Raw genomic sequence first — 19,548 nt, 5'->3', positions numbered from 1 at the left:
CACTCCTTATTTTTTCGTCGCTTGCCCGAGAAAGCGCTGATAGCGTGCTCCACGGTCATTCGCCAGATCAAGATGGATGTGTTTGGTCTGCGTATAGGCCAGCAAGCCCTGCAGCCCCAGTTCTCGACCAATGCCGCTTTGTTTGTAGCCGCCGAACGGCGCGATTGGACTCAGCAGATGATAGGAGTTGATCCATACCGTACCAGTGCGCAACTGTTTTGCCACCTCGACAGCACGACGATAATCCTTTGACCATACGCCGCCGCCCAAACCATAAATACTGTCATTCGCAATGCGGATCGCTTCCTCTTCACTGTCATAGGCGATTACAGAAAGCACCGGTCCGAAGATTTCCTCGCGCGCAATCGTCATCTCGTTTTTCACATCGGCAAAAATAGTCGGCCGCACCCAGAAACCTTTCTCGAACGTTTTTCCGCTCAGCGGTTCGCCGCCCAATACCAAACGAGCACCCTCTTTAATCGCGCCGCTGATGTAGGCTGCAATTTTTTCCTGCTGCCGCTTTGAAATGACCGGCCCAATCGACGTTTCAGGATCACCGGGATCGCCGATCTTTAGTTTCTCGGCGCGTTCGACCAAACGTTTGATCACTTCCTCGTATTTGCTGCGCGGTACCAGGAGCCGCGTCCCCGACTCACACACCTGTCCGCTGTGATAGAGAAAAGCGAACAGCGCTCCGTCAATCGCTTCGTCTAAATCAGCATCTTCCAGCAGAATATTCGCCGACTTACCGCCCAGCTCGAGCGTGGTGATTTTCAGGTTAGACTGTGCAGCCAGGCTCATCACGCGCTTGCCGACTTCAGTCGAACCGGTGAAGGCGACCTTGTCCACCAACGGATGCGCGGCCAGCGCTTCACCGATCACTTTTCCTGAACCCGTCAGCATATTGAAAACGCCCTTTGGCAGACCCGCTCTGTGAACCGCCTTTGCAAACGCAAGCAGCGCAAGCGGCGCTTCACTCGGCGGTTTTACGACGATCGTATTGCCGGCAGCGAGCGCAGGTGCGATCTTCCATACGCCAAGCGACAGCGGGAAATTCCAGGGCACGATCGCTGCGCAAACACCGATCGCCTCGCGCCGGATAAAATTATGACTGTATAAAGCCGCCTCTTCGTCCGCTGCGATCGCAGCCTCTTCGTACGGACTTTGCAGCAGTTTCGCATAATAAGTAAGCGTCTTTATTGCAAGGTTCACTTCGCCGTTCGCTTTCCCGACCGTCGAACCGGATTCCTTGATCAATAAATCCACCAATGTCTCTTGATCGGCTTTGACTTCAGCTGCGATGCGCAGCAACGCTTCGGCGCGCTGCGCTGGCGACAAACCGCTCCAGACGCCGCTGTCAAAAGCAAGTCGCGCGGCCGCGACGGCCGCATCCGTCTCCGCCAGCGTCGCACTTGGCACACTGCCGACAACGCTTTCGTCGCTTGGATTAATAACCGTAAGCCGCGCTTCGTTCTCCCCTTTGCTAAATTGTCCATTTATATATAAATCATAATCTTTACTCACGCTAATCATCCCTTCTTTTTTGCGATGCCATCATTCATTCGTTTTACAAACTGTTCGTCAGAATCGTCCGCACGACGTCCGGCGTAATCAAACCTTTCTCGCCGAGTTTCAGCATGCCGTTCGCCCGCAAGTTGGCAAGAATCGGTTCAATCACTTCACTCCCGAGTCCGTACTCGGCAAAACGCGTTTTCACGCCCATCGCTTGAAAAAAACTTCGGGTTCGTTCAATCGCGGCAGTCGCTTTTTCATCGGCCGCCATGTCGTGCGGCAGATTCCAGACCCGCTCGCCGTATTGCAGCAACTTCTCCTGCTTTTCCTCTTTCATCACATCGAGCAGCGACGGCAGGACGATCGCCAGCGTCTGTGCATGATCGAGACCATATAATGCAGTGATCTCATGCCCGATCATATGCGTCGCCCAATCCTGCGGCACGCCGCTACCGATCAGTCCATTCAGCGCCAGCGTGGCCGCCCACATCAAATTGGCGCGCACCGCATAATTTTTTGGCTCTGCGAGCGCTTTCGGACCTTCCTCAATCAGCGTCAATAGCAGTCCTTCGGAAAAACGATCCTGCAGCTTGCCCTCAACCGGATAGGTCAGATATTGCTCCATCACATGGATAAATGAATCAACGACGCCGTTGCTGATTTGCTTCGGCGGCAGCGTATACGTATAAACCGGATCCAAAATCGCAAAGCGCGGAAAGACCGACGGACTCATAAACGGTAATTTTATTTTATACTCCTTGCGGGTAATTACCGCGCCGTTATTCATTTCCGAGCCGGTCGCCGGCAGCGTCAAAATGACGCCGAACGGCAGCGCGTTTTGCACCGCTAACTGTTTTTTCACGATATCCCACGGATCACTTTCAAGATGCGGTACCGCTGCCGCAATAAATTTTGTTCCGTCAATCACCGAACCGCCGCCGACTGCCAGTAGGAAATTGTATTGCTCGCTTCGAATCACTTCGACCGCTTTCATCAGCGTTTCATAAGTCGGATTCGGTTCAATGCCGCCAAATGTCCCAACGGTATACGCACGCAGTTTTTCCTTCACGCGATCGAGCAGACCGCTTTTTTGCACGCTGCCGCCGCCGTATAAGACCAGCACTCTGCTGCCGGAGGGAATTTGCCCCGCCAATTCTTCGATCTGTTCTTGACCAAAAATAATCTTAGTCGGATTTACAAATTGAAAGTTTTTCATGCTCTTGCTACCTCTTTTCTTTTAATTAAATGACCGATCGTATAACTATTGTTTTTAAAATGCGTCAAGCCTGCGTTACGCACACTTGACGTTATTTTTTTTGACCACACTATTAATATACAACCGGTCATATTATTTGTCAATCTTTTTTCCGCATAAAAACGAGGACATTCACGCAAGTTTGCATGAACGCCCTCGTTTGCCGTTCCTTCATATCAAGGCCAATATTTCGCCAGGACGGCGGCAATCAATAATCCGGGCAGCAAATTAGCCACTCGTATTTCTTTGATCTCGAGTACTAATAGGCCGATGCCAAGAATCATGACGCCGCCAGTCGCAGTCATCGCGGTTAGCATCGGTTCCGTGATCCACTGGCTGGCCACTCCAGCCAACAGTGTGATCGAACCCTGATACAGCAGCAGAGAAACAGCGGAAAATGCCACGCCGATGCCCATGCCGGCCGCGAAGATGATTGCCGAAACGCCGTCGAGCATCGCCTTGGCATACAGCGTACCCGCCTCGCCGGTCAGACCTTCCTGGATCGCTCCGACAACCGCCATCGCACCGACGCAATAGACCAGACTGGCCGTCACAAAACCTTTGCCGATATCGCCGAACTGGTTGCCGACTTTAGCAGTCAGCTGATCGCCAAGACGTTTTAGCCAACCGTCAATATCGAGTGCTTCGCCGATCAGTCCGCCTGCCACCAGGCTGATGATCACGATTAGCGCATTATCACCCTTCAGCGCCATCTGCAGACCGATCACGCCGACTGCCAGGCCAAGCCCCGCCATCAACGTTTCCCGGCAGCGCTGCGGCAAGCCTTGCCGCAGCAGACAGCCTGCCGTCGCGCCGATCAGCACTGCGCTGGCATTCACTAATGTTCCCGTCATCTTTGTACCGCCTTCCCGTCTCTTGCTCCAACTTTTCTTATCATTCGCTGCAATTTCCCTTCGTTTTCATTACACGATTACACTTTATCATAAACTATTCCGTAACGGGAGAGTCAATGTCCGTTTTTACTGGTATCTGGATTTCGCTCAACTGCATCTTTTCATCTTTTGTTATATATTCGTCAATTAAAATCCGTTCAACCGCATCGCCGTTCACCACGTAACCGCAACGTTCAATTTCGCACAGCATTTTTTCGTAACAGACAGGCGCTGCGCCATGTCCGTCGCGAAAGCGCATGCACAAGTATACTCCTTCCGCCAGACAGGTCGCCGCTGCTTCGTTTGGCGACAGTTCATCGCGAAAGATAAAGACCGCGTCATATCCGTCGAAACGTTTTTCCCGCAAACGATCCTGCGTCACGATAAAGCCGACTTTACCGATAAAAAGCGACGGATGTCCGCCGCACAGCCGCTCCAGCTTACTCAGGGCGACTTCCCACTGCGCCTCGCTGCTGACCGGTTGTGTGCTGATGCTGATCAGACGGCGCGGCAAGGTTTTGAGCAGAGGCTGCTCAAGCATGGAAAAACTGGCGCAGTCCTCCAGTTCGTTGATCCGGTTTGTCACCTGCGCCGCAATCGCCTGCAGTTTTTCCAGCATCGCCGCCGTTGCGCCGTGTTGCTTTTTCAATAAACGTAAAAATCCCTGCATGTCTCTGGCAGCTAAGTGCTCGTCAATTTCTTTAAGGGAAAAGCCGAGGAATTTTAAATATTTGATCGTATTCAGGTGTTCAAACTGCTCAACCGAATAATACCGGTAGCCGCTGCCTTCATCGACCGACGCCGGTTTGAAAAGGCCGATCGCATCATAATAGCGCAGCGTCCGAATCGGCACATTATGCATTTTCGCCATTTCGCCAATCGCATATAATTTTTTCATTGCCACTCTCTTTCTCTCTGCTCATAGGCATTTTTCATTGCGCCGTTTTTCAAAATCAGTTACATTTTATAGTAAGCAGAGTTATCATTTTTTGCAAGGAGCGATCGCTATGAAAACAATCGGCATCCTGCTTTTCCCGCATGTGGAGGAACTTGATTTTGTCGCGCCGTTCGAAGTGCTGAGTTATATCAATAAGATACAACCTGCCAGCACTAATGTCCTGCTGATCGCACAAAATCAAGAACCGCTTACGGCCGCTAACGGCATGCGTCTTTTGCCGCACACCACACTGTCCGACTGCCCCGCGCTCGATGTCCTCGTCGTTCCCGGCGGCAAAGGGCGTCTGCACGCGATGCGGGACAAAAACCTCCTCGCCTTTGTACAAGCGCAGGCGAAAAATGCATCCTACATCGCCTCGGTTTGTACCGGCGCATTTTTCCTGGCCGAAGCCGGTTTGCTCCGCGGCAAAAAAGCGACTACCTATCATACCGCTTTTGCCGAACTGGAAACGTACGGCATCGAAGTCCTGCCGCTCAAAGTTGTCGCAGACGGGCAGATTATCAGCGCCGGCGGCGTAAGTTCCGGCCTGGAATTAGGTTTTTATCTGCTGCGTGAAATGTTTGACGTCCGTTTGGCGCAGGAAGTCGCCGACAAAATCGAATACGCAGTCGATGTTGCCGCACTCTGATCGGCAGTTGTACGGAAACAGCCAGCCCGGATACTTCCAGGCTGGCTGTTATTTTATGCCGCTTACGCCTCTTTCAGCGCAGCGATAAAACCCAGGACTTCTTCCTCCTTTGTCGCCCAGGAGGTGACGAGGCGAATCGCCGAATGGCGCTCATCGATTTTTTCCCAGCGATAAAACGCATAGTTCTTCTCTAGTTTTTCGATCAAGGCATCGGGCAGAATCGGAAAGAGCTGGTTGGACGGCGAATCCACGAGAAAACGATGGCCCGCACTGCTGAGCGCATCTTGCAAAAGTTGCGCCATGCGGTTCGCATGCCTTGCCAAATCAAAATAGAGTTCATCGCGAAACAATTCGCGAAACTGGATGCCAAGCAAACGGCCTTTGGCAAGTAGTGCGCCGCGCTGTTTGAGATGAAAGCGAAAATCGCGTTTCAGTTCATTGTTGACAATGACAAGCGCTTCACCAAGCAGCGCGCCCCCTTTGGTGCCGCCAATGTAAAACGAATCGGTCAGCTGCGCCAGATCCGGCAGCGTCAGGTCGTTTCCGTCCGCGCAGAGTGCAGAGCCCAACCGTGCGCCGTCGAGATATAAAAACAGTTGCTTGGCCCGGCAATAGCGACTTAGTTCTGCCAATTCGCTTTTCGTATAAATGGTGCCGATTTCCGTCGGATTCGAAATGTAGACAAGACGCGGTTTTACCATATGCTCATCGCTGTGCAAGGCGACAACCTTTGCAATATCTGCGGCGCGGAGCTTGCCGTCCGCGCTGTCAACTGCAATGATTTTGTGCCCGGTCGCTTCAATCGCGCCGGTTTCATGCACTAAAATGTGTCCTGTATGAGCGGCAATAGCCGCTTCGTGCGGCCGTAAAAAAGCAGCCAGCGCCGTAAGGTTGGTTTGCGTGCCGCCCGACAAGAGATGGATATCGGCCGCTTGGCAATGGAGCCGTTCTTTCAGCAGCGCTATCGCTTCCAGCGTATACGGATCATTGCCGTACCCTTCGCCCTGTTCCAGATTTGTCGCCAGGAGCGCCTGCAGAATGCGCGGATGCGCACCCTCGCTATAGTCATTTTTAAAACTGTACATTTTCCAGACCCCATTTCTTTTTTTATTTTCTACGCCAATATATATTTCGTCACCGCTTCATACAAATTCGCAGCTTTAGGAATATCCTGCGCGACAAGCGCTTCTTCCTGCGCGCCATGCCCGGTTCGGACGAAAATCGGTTTTACTCCGGCAGCCCGCCCCGCTTCTACGTCGCTGTTATGATCGCCTACCATATAGGATGCGCCAAGGTCGATTTGCCGTTCCTGCGCCGCTTTCAGCAAGAGACCCGGCGCAGGCTTACGGCAGTCGCACTCTTTTTTGTATTCGCCCTGTCCCAGTTTGGCATGATGCGGACAATAATAGAAACCGTCAATCCGAACGCCCTGCTCGTTCAATTTAGCCGCTAGCCACTGATGCAGCGCATCCACTTGCGCTTCACTGAAATGCCCCAGCGCAATTCCCGCCTGATTGGATATGACATATACTTTATATCCGGCCTGATTCAAGAGCCGAATCGCCTCGATCGAACCGGGTTCAAATTCAAATTCTTCCGGCCGGTAAAAATATCCTTTGTCAAGATTGATCGTGCCGTCCCGGTCGAGAAACACGGCTGGATTTTTCTTGTTATGAATCATCTTCAACCTCCTGTGACCTGCTTGATAGAGCCTATTTTCTCAGATAAGTGAACTGTTTTACCAGTTCGGCCAGCAACTCATCCAGGAGAGCCAGCACTTCCTTCGTCCTGGACTTGGCAAATTTATGCGTCAGCTTATAACAAATCCGCTCCGGCGGCGGTTCACTCAAATATTGAATGACATATTCCTGCGTCGCGGCCTTCGACTGCGCGATCGACAGCGGCACGATCGCCCATTGCTGCGGCGTCTGCAAAAGCGGCAGCACCATCGGCCCGTTACTGACCTGGATGTGCGACGCCTGAAACGGATCCCACCATTTGTCATGCCAGATTGAATAGGCGGGAAACCATTCGTGATACAGTTCGTCCCGTGCCTTTAACTGACGCGGATCAATCAGCGGCTCCGCCGCATGCTCCGCCGCAGCAAGCCGGATCACAACCATCGGCTCGGCAAAAAGAGGCGTCACTTCAATATTCTTCATGATCCGCTCCTGCAGCACGAAGGCAACGTCGATCGTCCGCTCTTCCAGCAACGGATATAACGCCGCGGAATTTTGCGTATGAATGTGCAGGCGCAAATCCGGTTGACGACAGATAATCTGTTGATACAATCCGGGCAGCAAATAGGTGTTTACGCTGTCGACCGCGCCGATCGCCAGAGAGAGGCGATTTTTTGCTTTTAGCGACTGCGTCTCCAGCGCCAATTGCATCCAGCGTTCGGCGACAAGCGTGAATTCTTCCCCGGCCGGCGTGAGCACGATCGATTTGACGCCTTTGCCCCGTTCAACCAACAGCAATTCCAGTTCCTGTTCCAGATTTTTCAAGCGATGGCTGACCGAAGACTGTGAGACATGCAGACTTTCCGCCGCCTTAGTCAGGCTCCTGTGCGCAGCAATAGCCAAAAACGCTTTCATGTCGTCCAGATTCACACCGCTGTCCTCCTTTTAAATATCGAAAAAGCGCATATTATTTATTAATTTAACATATTTTACTTCATATATAAAGTCTGCCTATAATGATAACGGCATCGGTCTTTGCTGACAAACGCGGCACGGCTCTTGCGACTTTTCCATCAGGAGGTCTTTGGATATGGATTCTCTCAGCGGCGAAATGCTTGGTTTTCTCCTCGGCGCGGGTTTTCTCGCGGCCTTTATCGACTCGGTCGTTGGCGGCGGCGGTTTGATCTCTGTGCCCGCTCTTTTGATGACCGGCCTGCCGCCCGGCATCGTGCTGGGTACGAACAAACTCGCCTCGATCTGCTGTTCAAGCACCAGCAGCCTCTCCTTCCTGCGCTCAAAAAAAATCGATCTCGGCCTGATCAAATATCTCTTCCCGCTCTCCTTACTCGGCTCGATCCTTGGCACACACACGGTTCAGTTGATTCCGCCGGAATTTTTAAAGCCGCTGGTCATCGTCATGCTGGTTCTCGTCGCCATTTACACGCTGCTGAAAAAAGACTGGGGCGATCGCTCCACCTACCGGGGCATCGACAAACGCGTCCGCTTCCTGGGCGGACTTGCCGCGTTCACGCTTGGTTTCTATGACGGTTTTTTCGGTCCGGGCGCTGGTTCGTTCCTGCTCTTCGTCTTTCTCCTGCTGGGCTTTGATTTCGTCGTCGCCGCCGGTAACGCGAAGGCGCTGAACTTTGCCAGTAATATCGGTTCTCTGGCGACTTTCATGTTCTTTTCCTCCGTCAACTACACCTATGGACTCATGATGGGCTTGGCGATGATCGCCGGTGCGCTGGTCGGTTCGCGTTTTGCGATTGCCAAAGGAGCCGCCTACGTCAAGCCGCTCTTCGTCTCGATCACCGCATTGCTGATCGGCAAACAGCTTTGGGACGTACTGCATTGACGCCCTCGCTGTTAAAGAAAACCAGCCCTCTTCGCCTATCCCGGCATAAGAGGGCTGGTTTTTAGCCGTCCTGCGGCATTCGTTTACACTTCGATCAGTTCGTATTTCTTTGTCCCGATGCCGAGTTTTTCCGCATGCTCGAGACAGCTGATCCAATTCGTTTCCGGATGCGTGTTGTGGAAATGATCCTTTGCGCCGTCTTTAGCGACTGCCAGTTGCTCGGTCAAATAGCTTCCGGCATTGACCGGAGCCTTGTTCGCCATGTCGGCGCAGGCCATGTCGAGCGCGACCGGATCGAACGAGGCGAACATGCCGACGTCGGGAATGATTGCCACGTCATTTTCCGCATGGCAGTCGCAGTTCGGCGATACGTCGATGACCAGGCTAATATGAAAATGCGGCCGGTCGTGCAATACCGCATGCGTATATTCGGCAATCTTCTTATTCAGGACATCGTTCGATTCATCCCAGGCCGGCAAAATCGCATTAAAACGGCAGATGCCGATGCAGCGACCGCAGCCGACGCATTTTTCTTTATCAATCGCAGCCGACGCTTCGCCGAGCGCGATCGCATCCTGCGCACAGATTTTGATGCACTCACCGCATTTTACGCAAACCTTGCTGATGACGCGAGGCTTGCCGTCGCAGTGCATTTCCATCTTTCCGGCGCGCGAGCCGCAACCCATGCCGATGTTCTTCAACGCGCCGCCGAAGCCGGTCAGTTCATGTCCTTTGAAATGATTAAGACTGATGACGATGTCCGCGTCCATCACCGCGCGGCCGATTTTGGCTTCCTTGACATATTCGCCGTTCGGTACCGGCACATAGGCTTCATCAGTCCCTTTCAAGCCGTCGCCGATAATGACCTGACAACCGGTCGTCAAAGGATTGTAGCCATTTTCATACGCCGCGTCGAGATGCTCGATCGCATCTTTGCGTCGTCCGACGTAGAGCGTGTTGCAGTCGGTGAGAAACACCTTGCCGCCCAGACCTTTCACCAGATCCGCGACCACCTTCGCATAGTTCGGGCGCAGATACGCAAGATTGCCTGGTTCGCCGAAATGCAGCTTGATCGCGACAAATTTGTTTTTAAAATCGATTTCCTTGATGCCTGCTTTTTTGATCAAGCGCTCCAATTTTTGCAGCAGGTTCAAATTGGCCTTAGCCCGCATATTGGTAAAATAGACGAGTGATTTCATCCCTTACTCCTCCTCATGCTGATGGCAGCATTGCATTTTTAAAAGATTGCGCGCGCTGCGCATCCGACTTCTTTATTAATTCACGCGCAGCAGCGATACTCCTGCCTGCCGGAGAGAAAAAAGCAGGGCCAGCGTGTCCGACCGACACATCCGCCCTGCACGCCGCGCAAACAATCAACTGACAGACTTGCTATTTATAGCGGGCCACATAGTCTTGCAGCAGTTTTGCATTTTCATTGATCCGTTCGATGTTACTCGATATCTCCTGCGTCGTCGCAGCCTGCTCCTGGCTGATCGCGCCGTTGGTCTCAATCGACTTGCTGATCTCAGCGACCGCCTTGCTCATCTCCTGCGACGTGTCCTGGATCTTTTTCACGGCTTCCTGCGACTGATCGGCCAGTTTTCTCACCTCTTCGGCAACCACCGCGAAACCTCTGCCGTGCTCACCCGCTCGAGCCGCTTCGATGGCAGCGTTCAAACCCAGAAGATTCGTCTGCGCCGCGATGTTCTTTATGAATTCGAGGACTTGCGCGGTATGGCGGTTCTTCTCGGTCAGTTCCTGCGCGATCTTGATGGCCTGCTGTCCTGCGGCCGCGAGCGCGCTCGCGCTTTGCGCAATCTGCTCGACGTTTTCGGAAACCTGCAGCGTAGAAGCCGCCAAAGTTTCGACATTATCGACCAGTTCCAGGCTGTGCTTCAGATCGATTCCAGAGCTCAGCGTGCCGATGATTTCCCGGTTCACGCCGTATATCGGCGTAAAGATCGTCTTTATCGTCCGTCCATAGACTTCAGGCGGAATATCGGCATACGTGTCCTTGCCGGTGCGGATGCATTCCTCGATCGTGTCAATTTCCTTGATCGGCTTTCCTGCCGGCAAATCCAGTTCAAACTCTCGGGCACGGTAATAGCTCAAATAGAATTCCAAGTCGGTCAAGCCGACCGCCATATCCTCACGTACGATTCTGTTCAAATAGGGTAGGACCAGCTTAAATGCCTCAAGAATAGCTTCATTCGTTTCGATCTTATCTCCACCCGCCAATTTCGACACCCCCTTCGCTTGCTCGTATCGAGAATATTTCGACAACTATATTGAAATCCCTTTGCCATAATTTACTATTTTTCTTCCCGTTCCATGAATTTCACGAGTTGCGAGACTTTCGTCAATTCATTCTGCGTGGCTTGATGCGAGGCATCCAGTTCGTCAATGCGTCCGACCAGCGAGGAAATGACGTCCACCGCGCCAACAATGCCGGTGACGACGCTCGTCAGTCCGGTATTGAACGTTTCCATATCCTTTTGAAATTTTTGCGTGAAATCACCGCTGACGCTGAGCTTCGTCGCGATTTCATTCACACTCGCGAACAGGTTGTTGATCGAATCATTCGTCTTGTTCAAGCTGTCCTGCGTGTTTTGCGCCAGTTTGCGCACCTCTTCGGCAACGACCGCAAAGCCGCGCCCCTGCTCGCCCGCACGCGCCGCTTCGATCGCAGCGTTGAGCGCCAGCAGATTCGTCTGCGCCGCGATGTTCATGATCAGCGCCAGGACATTTTTGATCTCTTTTGTGCTCTCGGTCAGCGCCGCAATGCTCGGTGCGATTTGGCTGTTGCTCGCAATCAGCTCATTTACGCCGCTCATGTTTTGGCTCAGCGCCTGCAGCAGGTTATTCGTATCGCCGCCAACATTGCGCACCTGATCGCCGATCTTATTGACATTTTCCAGTATCGTTGAAAGGTTGCTGCTGTTGGCATCTAACAGTTCAATCGCTTTGCCGCGCAATTTGTTCAAAATCTTAATCTGCGTCAGCTCACGCGCCAGAAAATATTTTTCGAAATTCCCATAGTGAATCGGCAGATTATCAAGGTATTCATCGCAAAACTCCGCGTCGCCCTCGACACGAAAAAAGAAAATCGCCGTCAATGTTTCATTGATATTGGAACCAAGCAATTCGCCAAAACTCGAATAACCGGCCACCGCGCCATCCGGAAACCCTTTGACGCTCTCGAGCGTTTCCGCATTGTAAAGACGCCGTAGAATGCAGTCATTCAAGATGCCGCCGAGTGGTTTCGGCTTGCCGCGGCTGAACGCCTGCCAGTCGCGGTCGATCGTGTCGGCCAGTGGAGCGCGCCGCACGAGATGCAGACGTTCTCCCATCGCCAAGTCGCAAAAGAAATAGACGCGGTCACTGGCCTCATCGATCTTCGCGATCGAGCGCACCAACATTTCACCGCCGATTTCGATCGCGAAACTGTAAGCTTCCAGCGTTTTCGTCAACTGCGCAATCGTTTGCGCTTGGAAGCGCTTTTTTAGTACGGAGAGAAAACTGATGCTGTTGTAATTTTCATCAAAGACTTTGCTCACGTAGCGCAGCGCCGAATTTGAATCCGATACGACAAACTCACCGCTATCTCTTGTGAATGATTGCGTCTTGAAAATGCCGTACCGATAGCCGGGCTGCAGCTTCAGCAGACAAAGCACCGCGCAGTTCTGCCTGACCGCGTCGCCGTCAAAAATATACGTGTTCGAAAAATCGAGGCTGCCGCCGGCCGAACCGCCGACGAACATACAGGGGAACTTCTTGCTCGCATAGACCGCCTGCATAAAGAACGTTTCCGAATTGGACAGTCCGTCAATATACGCAAGCGCAACCGTATTGTAGCTGTTGATGCTGAAACGAAGCGAAACCTTCTCCAACTCGCGCTTTATCTGCGCGACCCGGTCATCGACGCTCTTTTCAACGACGCCTCTTTTTAGATCCTCATTCGCCAACGGCACCGCGACGATCTGGCACGCTTTCAGCATTCGGTTGGAATACGATTGCAGCAGCACTTTCCGGCGTGCCTCGGGCGCGGGTTTGTAAAGGCAGGCATGCTCAGCGCCGTTGCATAATTCACCGGCTGTCGAGAGCATCAAAAATGCGGTTTCTTTTGGCAGACACTGTTTGATCGTCGTCGCCAGCTGGGAAAAATCGTTGTCCGGCGAGGCAAAAGCGATCAGCAGCGCCGCTCCATCCGCCACCGCACAAACACTGGCGATGCTGGCTGCACTGAGCTCCGCAAACGACAAATATGCCGTCTGCATATCCTTTTCCGTCTCGCTCGCCGCAAAGCACGGCGCCTCTCCCGCTTCCCGTTTTGCGTCCGTTTGCGTCTTGTCGAACCATTTCATTACGAACAACAGCTCCCTTCCATTCCGCCTCTTTTTTATCATTTTATCATTTATCGCGTTTATTTCAATTAAATACGCTTATACAATTCAGAAAATTCATTTGCCAACGCGATTTTAGGCGGCGTATAATGAACTTACAAAGTCATCCTATCTCACTCTTTTTGCTAAAGGAGGGGCTATTCATGGCTATCTTGCATAACCAAAGAGTCTCGACAAAAATCACAGTGATCTTGAGCGTCATGCTGCTTTTCACCCTGTTGGTCGGAACGGTCGGCTTTTTCGCCTCCGCGACGATCGCCCGCAAATCGGCCCAGATGTATGAAGAACGCTTGCTGCCGATTCAAATGATGGATGAGGTTCGTTTGCTCAGCAAAGACACGGAAACAACGCTACTGCAGCTGATCCAAACGACCGATGCGGCACGCCGCCAGACCTTGCTCGCGAACATCGACAGCAACACTAAGGCGATCAACGTGCTGCAGGAAAAATACCAGGCTACTGAACTGGATGCCGTGGAAAAACAGAACTGGGATGAACTGCAAAAAAATCTGGGCGAATACCGTCAGGTCCGCAGCGCGATCATCAAGCTAGCTAATGAAAACAAAGCTGCCGAAGCATTTGACCTCTACGTAAAAAGCAAACCGATCTTTGAAAAATCATTGACGCCGCGTAAAAACATTTCCGATTACAATGTACAGCAGGCTAATGCGTTGTATCTGGAAAGCAACGCAGTCTCCGATAAAGCGCGCCTTTTGATTGCTATAGCTACAGCCGCCGCCTTACTCCTTTCCGCTTTGCTCGGTTTTCTCCTCAACAAAGCGATCTGCTTCCCGCTTTCGCGCATGCTGGCTGCCGTGCGGACGATCGCCAGCGGCAATCTGACCGAAGTGCCGCGCACCTTTGTCTCCAGGGACGAACTAGGGCAACTGGCCGATGAGATTGTCAAGATGCGGCAGGACTTGCGCCAGCTTGTCATGCGCCTCTTCGCTTCGAGCCAGCAGATCACCACTGCGGCCACCAGCTTAAAAGCCACCGCGGAACAGTCTTCCAGCGCCGCGAGCCAGGTCGCTGACGCGGTGACTGATGTCGCCGCCGGAAGCGCACAGCAGGTAAAAGGCGTCACCAATACCGCCGCAACAATTGAGACGATGTCTGCCGGAATCGAGGAGGCGGCCGCCACCACCGGCAATGTCGCTTCTTCTATCGAAAAAACTTCCGACTCCACGCAGACCGGCTTGAGCGCAATCAACAAATCGGTCGAACAGATGTCGCATATTGAAAAAACGGTTTCCTCCTCCGCCGAAGTCGTCAGCCAGCTGGGCGAACGCTCGAAAGACATCGGGCAGATCGTGGAAACGATCTCCAACATCGCCGGTCAGACCAATCTGCTGGCTCTGAACGCCGCAATCGAGGCAGCGCGCGCCGGTGAACAAGGGCGCGGCTTCGCGGTCGTCGCTGACGAGGTGCGCAAGCTCGCGGAACAGTCGAACGACGCGGCGAAAAAAATCGCCGAAATGATCGATGAGATTCAAAAAGACACCGACAACGCGGTCCGCGCGATGCACAGCGGACGCAACGAAGTCAAAGTCGGCACCGAAGTCGTTGCCGAAGCCGGGCAATCGTTCCGAGACATTACAGCGTCGATTAATCTGGTTTCACAGCAAGTAAAGGAAATTTCGCTGACCATGCATCATTTAGCCGAAAACAGCCAGCGGATCGTGGCCGATTCGCAGTCGATCGACGGCGTCACGCGCAATATCGCACTGCAGACCGAGACGATCTCGGCCGCCGCCGAAGAGCAGGCCGCCTCGATGGAAGAAATCTCCGCAGCCAGCCGCGATTTGGCGAACCTCGCGCAGGAACTCGAGGGCATGGCGAGTCAGTTTAAAGTCTAGCAAACAAAAGAAAAACTCCGTGTCTTTCTCTATGAAAGACGCGGAGTTTTTTGCTTATTGCGAAACCAGGCAATAACCGCCTCTGGCCGTTTTCTTGCACCGATACATCGCCTTGTCAGCCCTGCGGATCAATTCGGCGGCAGAGCGTCCGTCAGCAGGAAAGAGACTGACGCCCATGCTGGCCGTGACCGTGACCGTACGGCCCTTCACTTCGACCACGCAGCGGCAGGCTTTCTTCAGTTGCTGCAGCAGCGTCGTAAGGATGCTTCGGTCACCGGCCTCGTTCAATACGACGACGAATTCATCACCGCCCATACGGGCGGCCAGATCCGATTCTCCGATATAATTGCCCATCTTCAAGGCAACCTGTTTCAGCACGTTGTCGCCGGCGTCATGGCCAAACCAGTCGTTGACCTGCTTGAAACCGTCGAGATCGATAAAGACGACAGCCAATACGTTCGGCAATGCCCGTTTCTCCGTTTGAGCGATCAGTTCAGTCAAATGCCGCTCGAGCATGCGGCGGTTCGGCAGCCCGGTCAGCACATCATGATAGGCCTGGTATTCGAGCTGATCTTCAAATTTCTTGCGATCGCTCACATCTCTCGCCACCGCTAAGATCCTCTCGCGTGAAGCGATCACAGCCTGGCGGATGCTGAATTCCAGCCAGACCGTCTTGCCTGGCAGCTTCCATTCCAGCATATAACGTTTCAACTTCGGATCGGCGCGCAGTTGCTGCACCACATGAAGCAACGTGTTCGTCAGTTCGGCGGCGATATCAGGCAGACAGTCTTTTTTTTCACACTGATAATCAAATAGTTCTAGCACATTCTGATTAATGTCGACTAGGTCGCCGGTTTGCGCGTCCATAACAAAGATCAAATCACTGACCGAGTCAAAAATGCCGCGGTAATTCATTTCCGAGTCGCGCAGCGCCGCTGCGACGCGCTTCTTCTCTTCCAACTCATTTTGCAATGCCTGATAGAGCTTGGCATTGTCGAGCGCAAGCGACGCCAAAGCGGCAAAGCGCTCCATGACATCTTCTTCGGCTTGGCTGAAACTTTCCTTTTGCACTTCAAAACCCACGCCAATCAGACCGATGACCTTCTCGTCCGACGTCAACGGCAGACAGATGATCGACTTTATCGAATAGCGATTTATCATACGGTCATGCGCACGGCCGGCCCAATGCTGATAGTCGACCACGCTCAGCGGCTTGCCGCTGCGCCAAACGGCACTCGAAGCCGAAGGCTCGTCTTTCTTGCGCCGTACGCCCTGATAGCTTTGGTAGATGCCAAGCCCAACCTTCACCACCATTGCGTCCTCTTCCGGCTCCAAGATATAGATGAAACCATGCGGCGTCTTAAGGATTTCGCAGGCTCGCGTGATGATCGTCTCCAAAAGTTCCTTTGTATCGAGCCGATTCATCAAGGCCAATGCGGTTTCATGCAATGCCTCCCCATACCTCTGTTGTTGGCTCTGTTCCGTTGCCATGCGCCTTCGCCCTCCGTTAACACCTATACATATAACAGTCTTGTTTCGCTAAAGTCCAATCATTTCCTGCTTTATGCTTCACCTCTTACGCGCAAAATAGCCTTGGCAAATGTACGCCAGGGCTATTTTCTCCGCATTTTTTCTTCAGAGACAACGTTTTGCCGCATCGCCAACCGTGCCAATCAAAGCTTTCAACGTAGCCGTTTTTAGTGAAAGCTCGCAGTCCGCCAAGCTCGACGCCATGACCAGTTCTTCCAGCGCAGCATTCCCCGCCCGCTCCCCCAAGCCCGAGACTGTCGTGCTGGCAAAGGCCACGCCGGCTTGCGCCGCCGCCAAGGTGTTGGCCGTCGCCAAGCCAAAATCATTATGTGCGTGAAACTCGATCGGCAACGGACAATTCGGTACGATTTCGCATAAACGCAGGTAGGTTGTTAACGGATCCAACCTGCCAATCGTATCGGCATAGCGGATTCGTTTCGCGCCGAGTTTCGCCGCCAATTCGGCCACCTGCAAAAAGTCCTGCGCTTCGGCGCGCGAAGCATCTTCCGCTCCGACCGATACGTCGCAGCCAAAACTCCTCGCCAACATGATCGAACGCTGCAATTGCTCAAGAACCCAGTTTCTCTCTTTGCCGAACTTATGCCGGATATGAAGCTCCGATATCGGCACGGAAATATGCAAGAACGAGCAGCCACAGGATATGGAATCTAAGATATCCTGTTTTACCGCACGATTCCAGGCAATAATCGTAGCCCGCAACGATGCGGCGAGAAGCAGTCGCATCGCATCCTGCTCCTCTTCGCCCATCGCCGGAGTTCCTGCTTCGATCCAGGCAATACCGGCTTGGTCGAGCGCCTTGGCAATCGCCAGTTTTTCCGTCGCGTTAAAGACAATACCCGCGGCTTGCTCGCCGTCGCGCAATGTCGTATCGACAATTTCCAGCCGCCGTCTACTCACTTTACACCACCTGCCGATTGCTCTCACAGTATAACTGCAAAAGCTGTTCCTCCGTCAGAGCTCTTTTTTGCAGTACCGCTAAGCGCCTTACTTTTTGCAATAAATTTTTTCCGGCCTCCGAAGCCAGGCTGATGCCAAAGCCGGCCAAACAATTTTTCAGCGAAGCGGTTCCCGAATGCTTGCCGATTACCAGTCTCCGCACTGCACCGACGTCCTTTGGAGAAAAGGCTTCATACAACGATGGATTTTTTATCACGCCATCCACATGCAGCCCCGATTCATGCGCAAAAACATGTTTGCCGACAATCGCCTTATTCACCGGCAATGCCGCATCAAAACAAGCTGCGATTCCTTCACACGCGTCGACAAATTTTTCCGTGCCTGTGGTTTCTTCGCCCAACAATATCTTGCTGCCCATAACCACTTCTTCCAATGGCGCATAGCCATTTCTCGTCAAATTTCCGGCCGTTGCGGCAATATGCCTAATGCCGACGCGAATCGCGCTCAAGGCATTGGCCGTTGCCAAGCCATAAGCGTTATGTCCATGAAATTCCATTTCCATCGGCAACTTCGTCTGCAAAAACGCAAGTTGTTCCAATGCAGCAAGAGGCTCTAAGCGACTTTCTTCGTCGCCGTATGCAAAGCCACGAATCGAAAAACAGTGTAATTCTTTTGCCAGTGCAACAACTTCCCTTGTAGAAATTGCCGACGCATTCTCTAGAAGCAGATCCGCTTCTAGGCTAAGGCCCTCAGCCGCTCGCAAGGCTTCTTTAAGGCCCTCCATGTCTGCCATTTCGTCATGACGGTACGACAAGAGAATTTTCTTAAACCCCAGCTGCTGCGCAGCAAAAACTTGAGCAGGATCGGCCGTCACTTTTCCCCGCAGCTGCGGATACGAAGTTAGCTCCGGCCATTTGAGGCCACAGTGCTTCCAATCTTCGATCCACACATCCATAACGCCGATCGGCAGCTTTAATAAATTATCTAGCAGCAGTTCCAGTTTAAGCCCTTTCAAGCCCTGCTGCAGGCCCAAACCAAGGGTTTGATCGATCCATTGTATTGCTGTTGCCATCCCTATCCTCCCCCTCCTCATTGCAGATTATCTTCTAGCCTTGCGCCTTGCGGATCTGAAGCGTCATTTCACTGTTGCCGCTTTTTTTCAGCTCGCCGGACAATTTACCGCTAAGCATTTCCTCTTCCAGCCACGGCGGCACATGGCTGCAAACAACCTCCAACTGCTGAAAACTTCCTTTGCGTAAAAACGGTTGCAAAATTTGCTTGGAGGTAATGCCGCTGTTCAGCGCTTGAATTTCTTTAATCGAAACAGAAAAACATCCGTCCGCGATTTCTTTCGGGGCTGGTATTTCCACAGCAGACTTTATCGTCTCCTGCCGCCTGGCCTGTTCTTCTTCGGCCGCAACATAAGGAAGAAACTCCATGGGACTGCCGCTAAATTCCCAGATATTGCAACCGGCTTTTTCCAGTTCAAAGTACGGCATACCGTTGATTTTTTCTCCGACGACCACTTTGCAGTCCGCCAAAAAGCCGACGGCCTCGGCCATTGCCCAACGCATCTGTTTTATCCCCTGCAATGTATCGAGCCCAAAGGGAATCTGTCGCACAATGCGCCAATTTCCGTTCTGCTTAGCATAGACGGCCAGTCGTCCCGGTTCGTACAATGTCGCGCTCAGACCTGCTTTATTAATAAACACTCCCACTTCCGACGCCATTGCCCCTCCTCCTTTCTTTTTTACAGCATCAATTCCTTTACCGGCTCTCCGCCTTCGATGTGTTGCTCAATAATTCTTTCCACATCGTCTGGCGTAACCGAACCGTACCAGATATTGTCCGGATATATCACGACAATCGGCCCTTTTTCGCAGATGCCGAAGCATCCGGTATTGGAGACGAAAACTTCGCCGCCTAGCTCACATTCTTCAATTTCCTCCATAAAACGGCTCACAATTTCCACGCCTGCTTTAGCATGACAATAGCCCTTTTGCTGTCCATTGATTCGCGAACTGGTGCAAACAAAAATATGACGTTTCGGTTTTTCCATCT

General features: G+C 52.5%; 17 protein-coding genes and 1 pseudogene. 3 read left to right on the top strand and 15 right to left on the bottom strand.

Going from position 1 to position 19,548, the window contains the following annotated elements; genetic code table 11:
* Nucleotides 1-6: 6 nt before the first annotated feature.
* From QTL79_RS06365 to QTL79_RS06350, 4 genes are all read right to left on the bottom strand, one after another.
* A complete protein-coding gene (locus QTL79_RS06365) occupies nt 7-1,524 on the bottom strand; it encodes an aldehyde dehydrogenase family protein (RefSeq protein ID WP_346354129.1) in 1,518 nt (505 codons plus the stop codon).
* 43 nt (nt 1,525-1,567) lie between these two features.
* Nucleotides 1,568-2,728 carry an iron-containing alcohol dehydrogenase gene (locus QTL79_RS06360; RefSeq protein WP_346354128.1) on the bottom strand — a complete coding sequence of 387 codons (1,161 nt, stop codon included), beginning with the start codon at nt 2,726-2,728 and terminating at the stop codon, nt 1,568-1,570.
* 215 nt (nt 2,729-2,943) lie between these two features.
* The gene (locus tag QTL79_RS06355; RefSeq protein WP_346354127.1) at nt 2,944-3,621 is read right to left on the bottom strand and encodes a DUF554 domain-containing protein; all 678 of its coding nucleotides are present in this window, start codon (nt 3,619-3,621) and stop codon (nt 2,944-2,946) included.
* A gap of 94 nt (nt 3,622-3,715) precedes the next feature.
* Nucleotides 3,716-4,558, bottom strand: a complete 843-nt coding sequence (locus QTL79_RS06350) for a MerR family transcriptional regulator (protein WP_346354126.1) — start codon at nt 4,556-4,558, stop codon at nt 3,716-3,718.
* 109 nt (nt 4,559-4,667) lie between these two features.
* Here QTL79_RS06350 and QTL79_RS06345 point away from each other — a divergent pair, with 109 nt between their 5' ends.
* Entirely contained in the window at nt 4,668-5,246 is a 579-nt protein-coding gene (locus tag QTL79_RS06345; RefSeq protein WP_346354125.1) for a DJ-1/PfpI family protein, read from the top strand.
* Between the two features lie 62 nt (nt 5,247-5,308).
* On the opposite strand, the gene QTL79_RS06340 is transcribed toward QTL79_RS06345, so the two are convergent.
* The 3 genes from QTL79_RS06340 to QTL79_RS06330 are packed head-to-tail and all read right to left on the bottom strand — an operon-like array spanning nt 5,309 to nt 7,855.
* A complete protein-coding gene (locus QTL79_RS06340) occupies nt 5,309-6,331 on the bottom strand; it encodes a threonine aldolase family protein (protein WP_346354124.1) in 1,023 nt (340 codons plus the stop codon).
* Between the two features lie 29 nt (nt 6,332-6,360).
* Nucleotides 6,361-6,927 (bottom strand): D-glycero-beta-D-manno-heptose 1,7-bisphosphate 7-phosphatase, encoded by a 567-nt coding sequence (gene gmhB / locus QTL79_RS06335; protein WP_346354123.1) that lies wholly within the window; start codon nt 6,925-6,927, stop codon nt 6,361-6,363.
* Nucleotides 6,928-6,958: 31 nt separating this feature from the next.
* On the bottom strand, nt 6,959-7,855 hold the full coding sequence (locus tag QTL79_RS06330) for a LysR family transcriptional regulator (protein WP_346354122.1): 897 nt from the start codon (nt 7,853-7,855) through the stop codon (nt 6,959-6,961).
* A gap of 160 nt (nt 7,856-8,015) precedes the next feature.
* On the opposite strand from QTL79_RS06330, the gene QTL79_RS06325 reads away from it, so the two are divergent.
* Nucleotides 8,016-8,780 carry a TSUP family transporter gene (locus tag QTL79_RS06325; RefSeq protein ID WP_346354121.1) on the top strand — a complete coding sequence of 255 codons (765 nt, stop codon included), beginning with the start codon at nt 8,016-8,018 and terminating at the stop codon, nt 8,778-8,780.
* Nucleotides 8,781-8,863: 83 nt separating this feature from the next.
* Here the strand turns inward: QTL79_RS06325 and QTL79_RS06320 are convergent, their stop codons facing one another.
* The 3 genes and pseudogenes from QTL79_RS06320 to QTL79_RS06310 all read right to left on the bottom strand — a co-directional run.
* Nucleotides 8,864-9,979: a DUF362 domain-containing protein gene (locus QTL79_RS06320; protein ID WP_346354120.1), complete on the bottom strand. Its 1,116-nt coding sequence runs from the start codon at nt 9,977-9,979 to the stop codon at nt 8,864-8,866.
* Nucleotides 9,980-10,169: 190 nt separating this feature from the next.
* Nucleotides 10,170-11,027, bottom strand: coding sequence for a methyl-accepting chemotaxis protein (locus tag QTL79_RS17955; protein ID WP_346354119.1), 858 nt, complete (start codon nt 11,025-11,027; stop codon nt 10,170-10,172).
* Between the two features lie 155 nt (nt 11,028-11,182).
* Nucleotides 11,183-13,144 (bottom strand): annotated as a pseudogene (locus tag QTL79_RS06310) (methyl-accepting chemotaxis protein); the annotation flags it as partial.
* A gap of 182 nt (nt 13,145-13,326) precedes the next feature.
* On the opposite strand from QTL79_RS06310, the gene QTL79_RS06305 reads away from it, so the two are divergent.
* Nucleotides 13,327-15,039 (top strand): methyl-accepting chemotaxis protein, encoded by a 1,713-nt coding sequence (locus QTL79_RS06305; protein ID WP_346354117.1) that lies wholly within the window; start codon nt 13,327-13,329, stop codon nt 15,037-15,039.
* A gap of 54 nt (nt 15,040-15,093) precedes the next feature.
* Here QTL79_RS06305 and QTL79_RS06300 read toward each other — a convergent pair whose 3' ends face one another.
* From QTL79_RS06300 to QTL79_RS06280, 5 genes are all read right to left on the bottom strand, one after another.
* Entirely contained in the window at nt 15,094-16,530 is a 1,437-nt protein-coding gene (locus QTL79_RS06300; protein ID WP_346354116.1) for a sensor domain-containing protein, read from the bottom strand.
* A 144-nt stretch (nt 16,531-16,674) separates the two neighbouring features.
* The gene (locus QTL79_RS06295) at nt 16,675-17,487 is read right to left on the bottom strand and encodes a beta/alpha barrel domain-containing protein (protein ID WP_346354115.1); all 813 of its coding nucleotides are present in this window, start codon (nt 17,485-17,487) and stop codon (nt 16,675-16,677) included.
* A 1-nt stretch (nt 17,488) separates the two neighbouring features.
* Nucleotides 17,489-18,559, bottom strand: a complete 1,071-nt coding sequence (locus QTL79_RS06290; protein ID WP_346354114.1) for a homocitrate synthase/isopropylmalate synthase family protein — start codon at nt 18,557-18,559, stop codon at nt 17,489-17,491.
* A gap of 34 nt (nt 18,560-18,593) precedes the next feature.
* Complete coding sequence (locus tag QTL79_RS06285) at nt 18,594-19,217, bottom strand: Fe-only nitrogenase accessory AnfO family protein (RefSeq protein WP_346354113.1); 624 nt, start codon at nt 19,215-19,217, stop codon at nt 18,594-18,596.
* Nucleotides 19,218-19,237: 20 nt separating this feature from the next.
* On the bottom strand, nt 19,238-19,546 hold the full coding sequence (locus QTL79_RS06280) for a 2Fe-2S ferredoxin (RefSeq protein ID WP_346354112.1): 309 nt from the start codon (nt 19,544-19,546) through the stop codon (nt 19,238-19,240).
* Nucleotides 19,547-19,548: the final 2 nt, after the last annotated feature.

The sequence above is a fragment of the Azotosporobacter soli genome (assembly GCF_030542965.1).
Taxonomy (GTDB): Bacteria; Bacillota; Negativicutes; order SG130; family SG130; genus Azotosporobacter; species Azotosporobacter soli.
The sequence above is the reverse complement of the archived record's forward strand: the minus strand, read 5'-3'. Positions and strand labels throughout refer to the sequence as shown.

What these genes read in the sequence shown, in the direction of transcription:
- QTL79_RS06360 (WP_346354128.1), bottom strand. Translation starts at nt 2,728, where the DNA reads ATGAAAAACTTTCAATTTGTAAATCCGACTAAGATTATTTTTGGTCAA.
- QTL79_RS06355 (WP_346354127.1), bottom strand. Translation starts at nt 3,621, where the DNA reads ATGACGGGAACATTAGTGAATGCCAGCGCAGTGCTGATCGGCGCGACG.
- QTL79_RS06350 (WP_346354126.1), bottom strand. Translation starts at nt 4,558, where the DNA reads ATGAAAAAATTATATGCGATTGGCGAAATGGCGAAAATGCATAATGTG.
- QTL79_RS06345 (WP_346354125.1), top strand. Translation starts at nt 4,668, where the DNA reads ATGAAAACAATCGGCATCCTGCTTTTCCCGCATGTGGAGGAACTTGAT.
- QTL79_RS06340 (WP_346354124.1), bottom strand. Translation starts at nt 6,331, where the DNA reads ATGTACAGTTTTAAAAATGACTATAGCGAGGGTGCGCATCCGCGCATT.
- gmhB (WP_346354123.1), bottom strand. Translation starts at nt 6,927, where the DNA reads ATGATTCATAACAAGAAAAATCCAGCCGTGTTTCTCGACCGGGACGGC.
- QTL79_RS06325 (WP_346354121.1), top strand. Translation starts at nt 8,016, where the DNA reads ATGGATTCTCTCAGCGGCGAAATGCTTGGTTTTCTCCTCGGCGCGGGT.
- QTL79_RS06320 (WP_346354120.1), bottom strand. Translation starts at nt 9,979, where the DNA reads ATGAAATCACTCGTCTATTTTACCAATATGCGGGCTAAGGCCAATTTG.
- QTL79_RS06305 (WP_346354117.1), top strand. Translation starts at nt 13,327, where the DNA reads ATGGCTATCTTGCATAACCAAAGAGTCTCGACAAAAATCACAGTGATC.
- QTL79_RS06300 (WP_346354116.1), bottom strand. Translation starts at nt 16,530, where the DNA reads ATGGCAACGGAACAGAGCCAACAACAGAGGTATGGGGAGGCATTGCAT.
- QTL79_RS06290 (WP_346354114.1), bottom strand. Translation starts at nt 18,559, where the DNA reads ATGGCAACAGCAATACAATGGATCGATCAAACCCTTGGTTTGGGCCTG.
- QTL79_RS06285 (WP_346354113.1), bottom strand. Translation starts at nt 19,217, where the DNA reads ATGGCGTCGGAAGTGGGAGTGTTTATTAATAAAGCAGGTCTGAGCGCG.
- QTL79_RS06280 (WP_346354112.1), bottom strand. Translation starts at nt 19,546, where the DNA reads ATGGAAAAACCGAAACGTCATATTTTTGTTTGCACCAGTTCGCGAATC.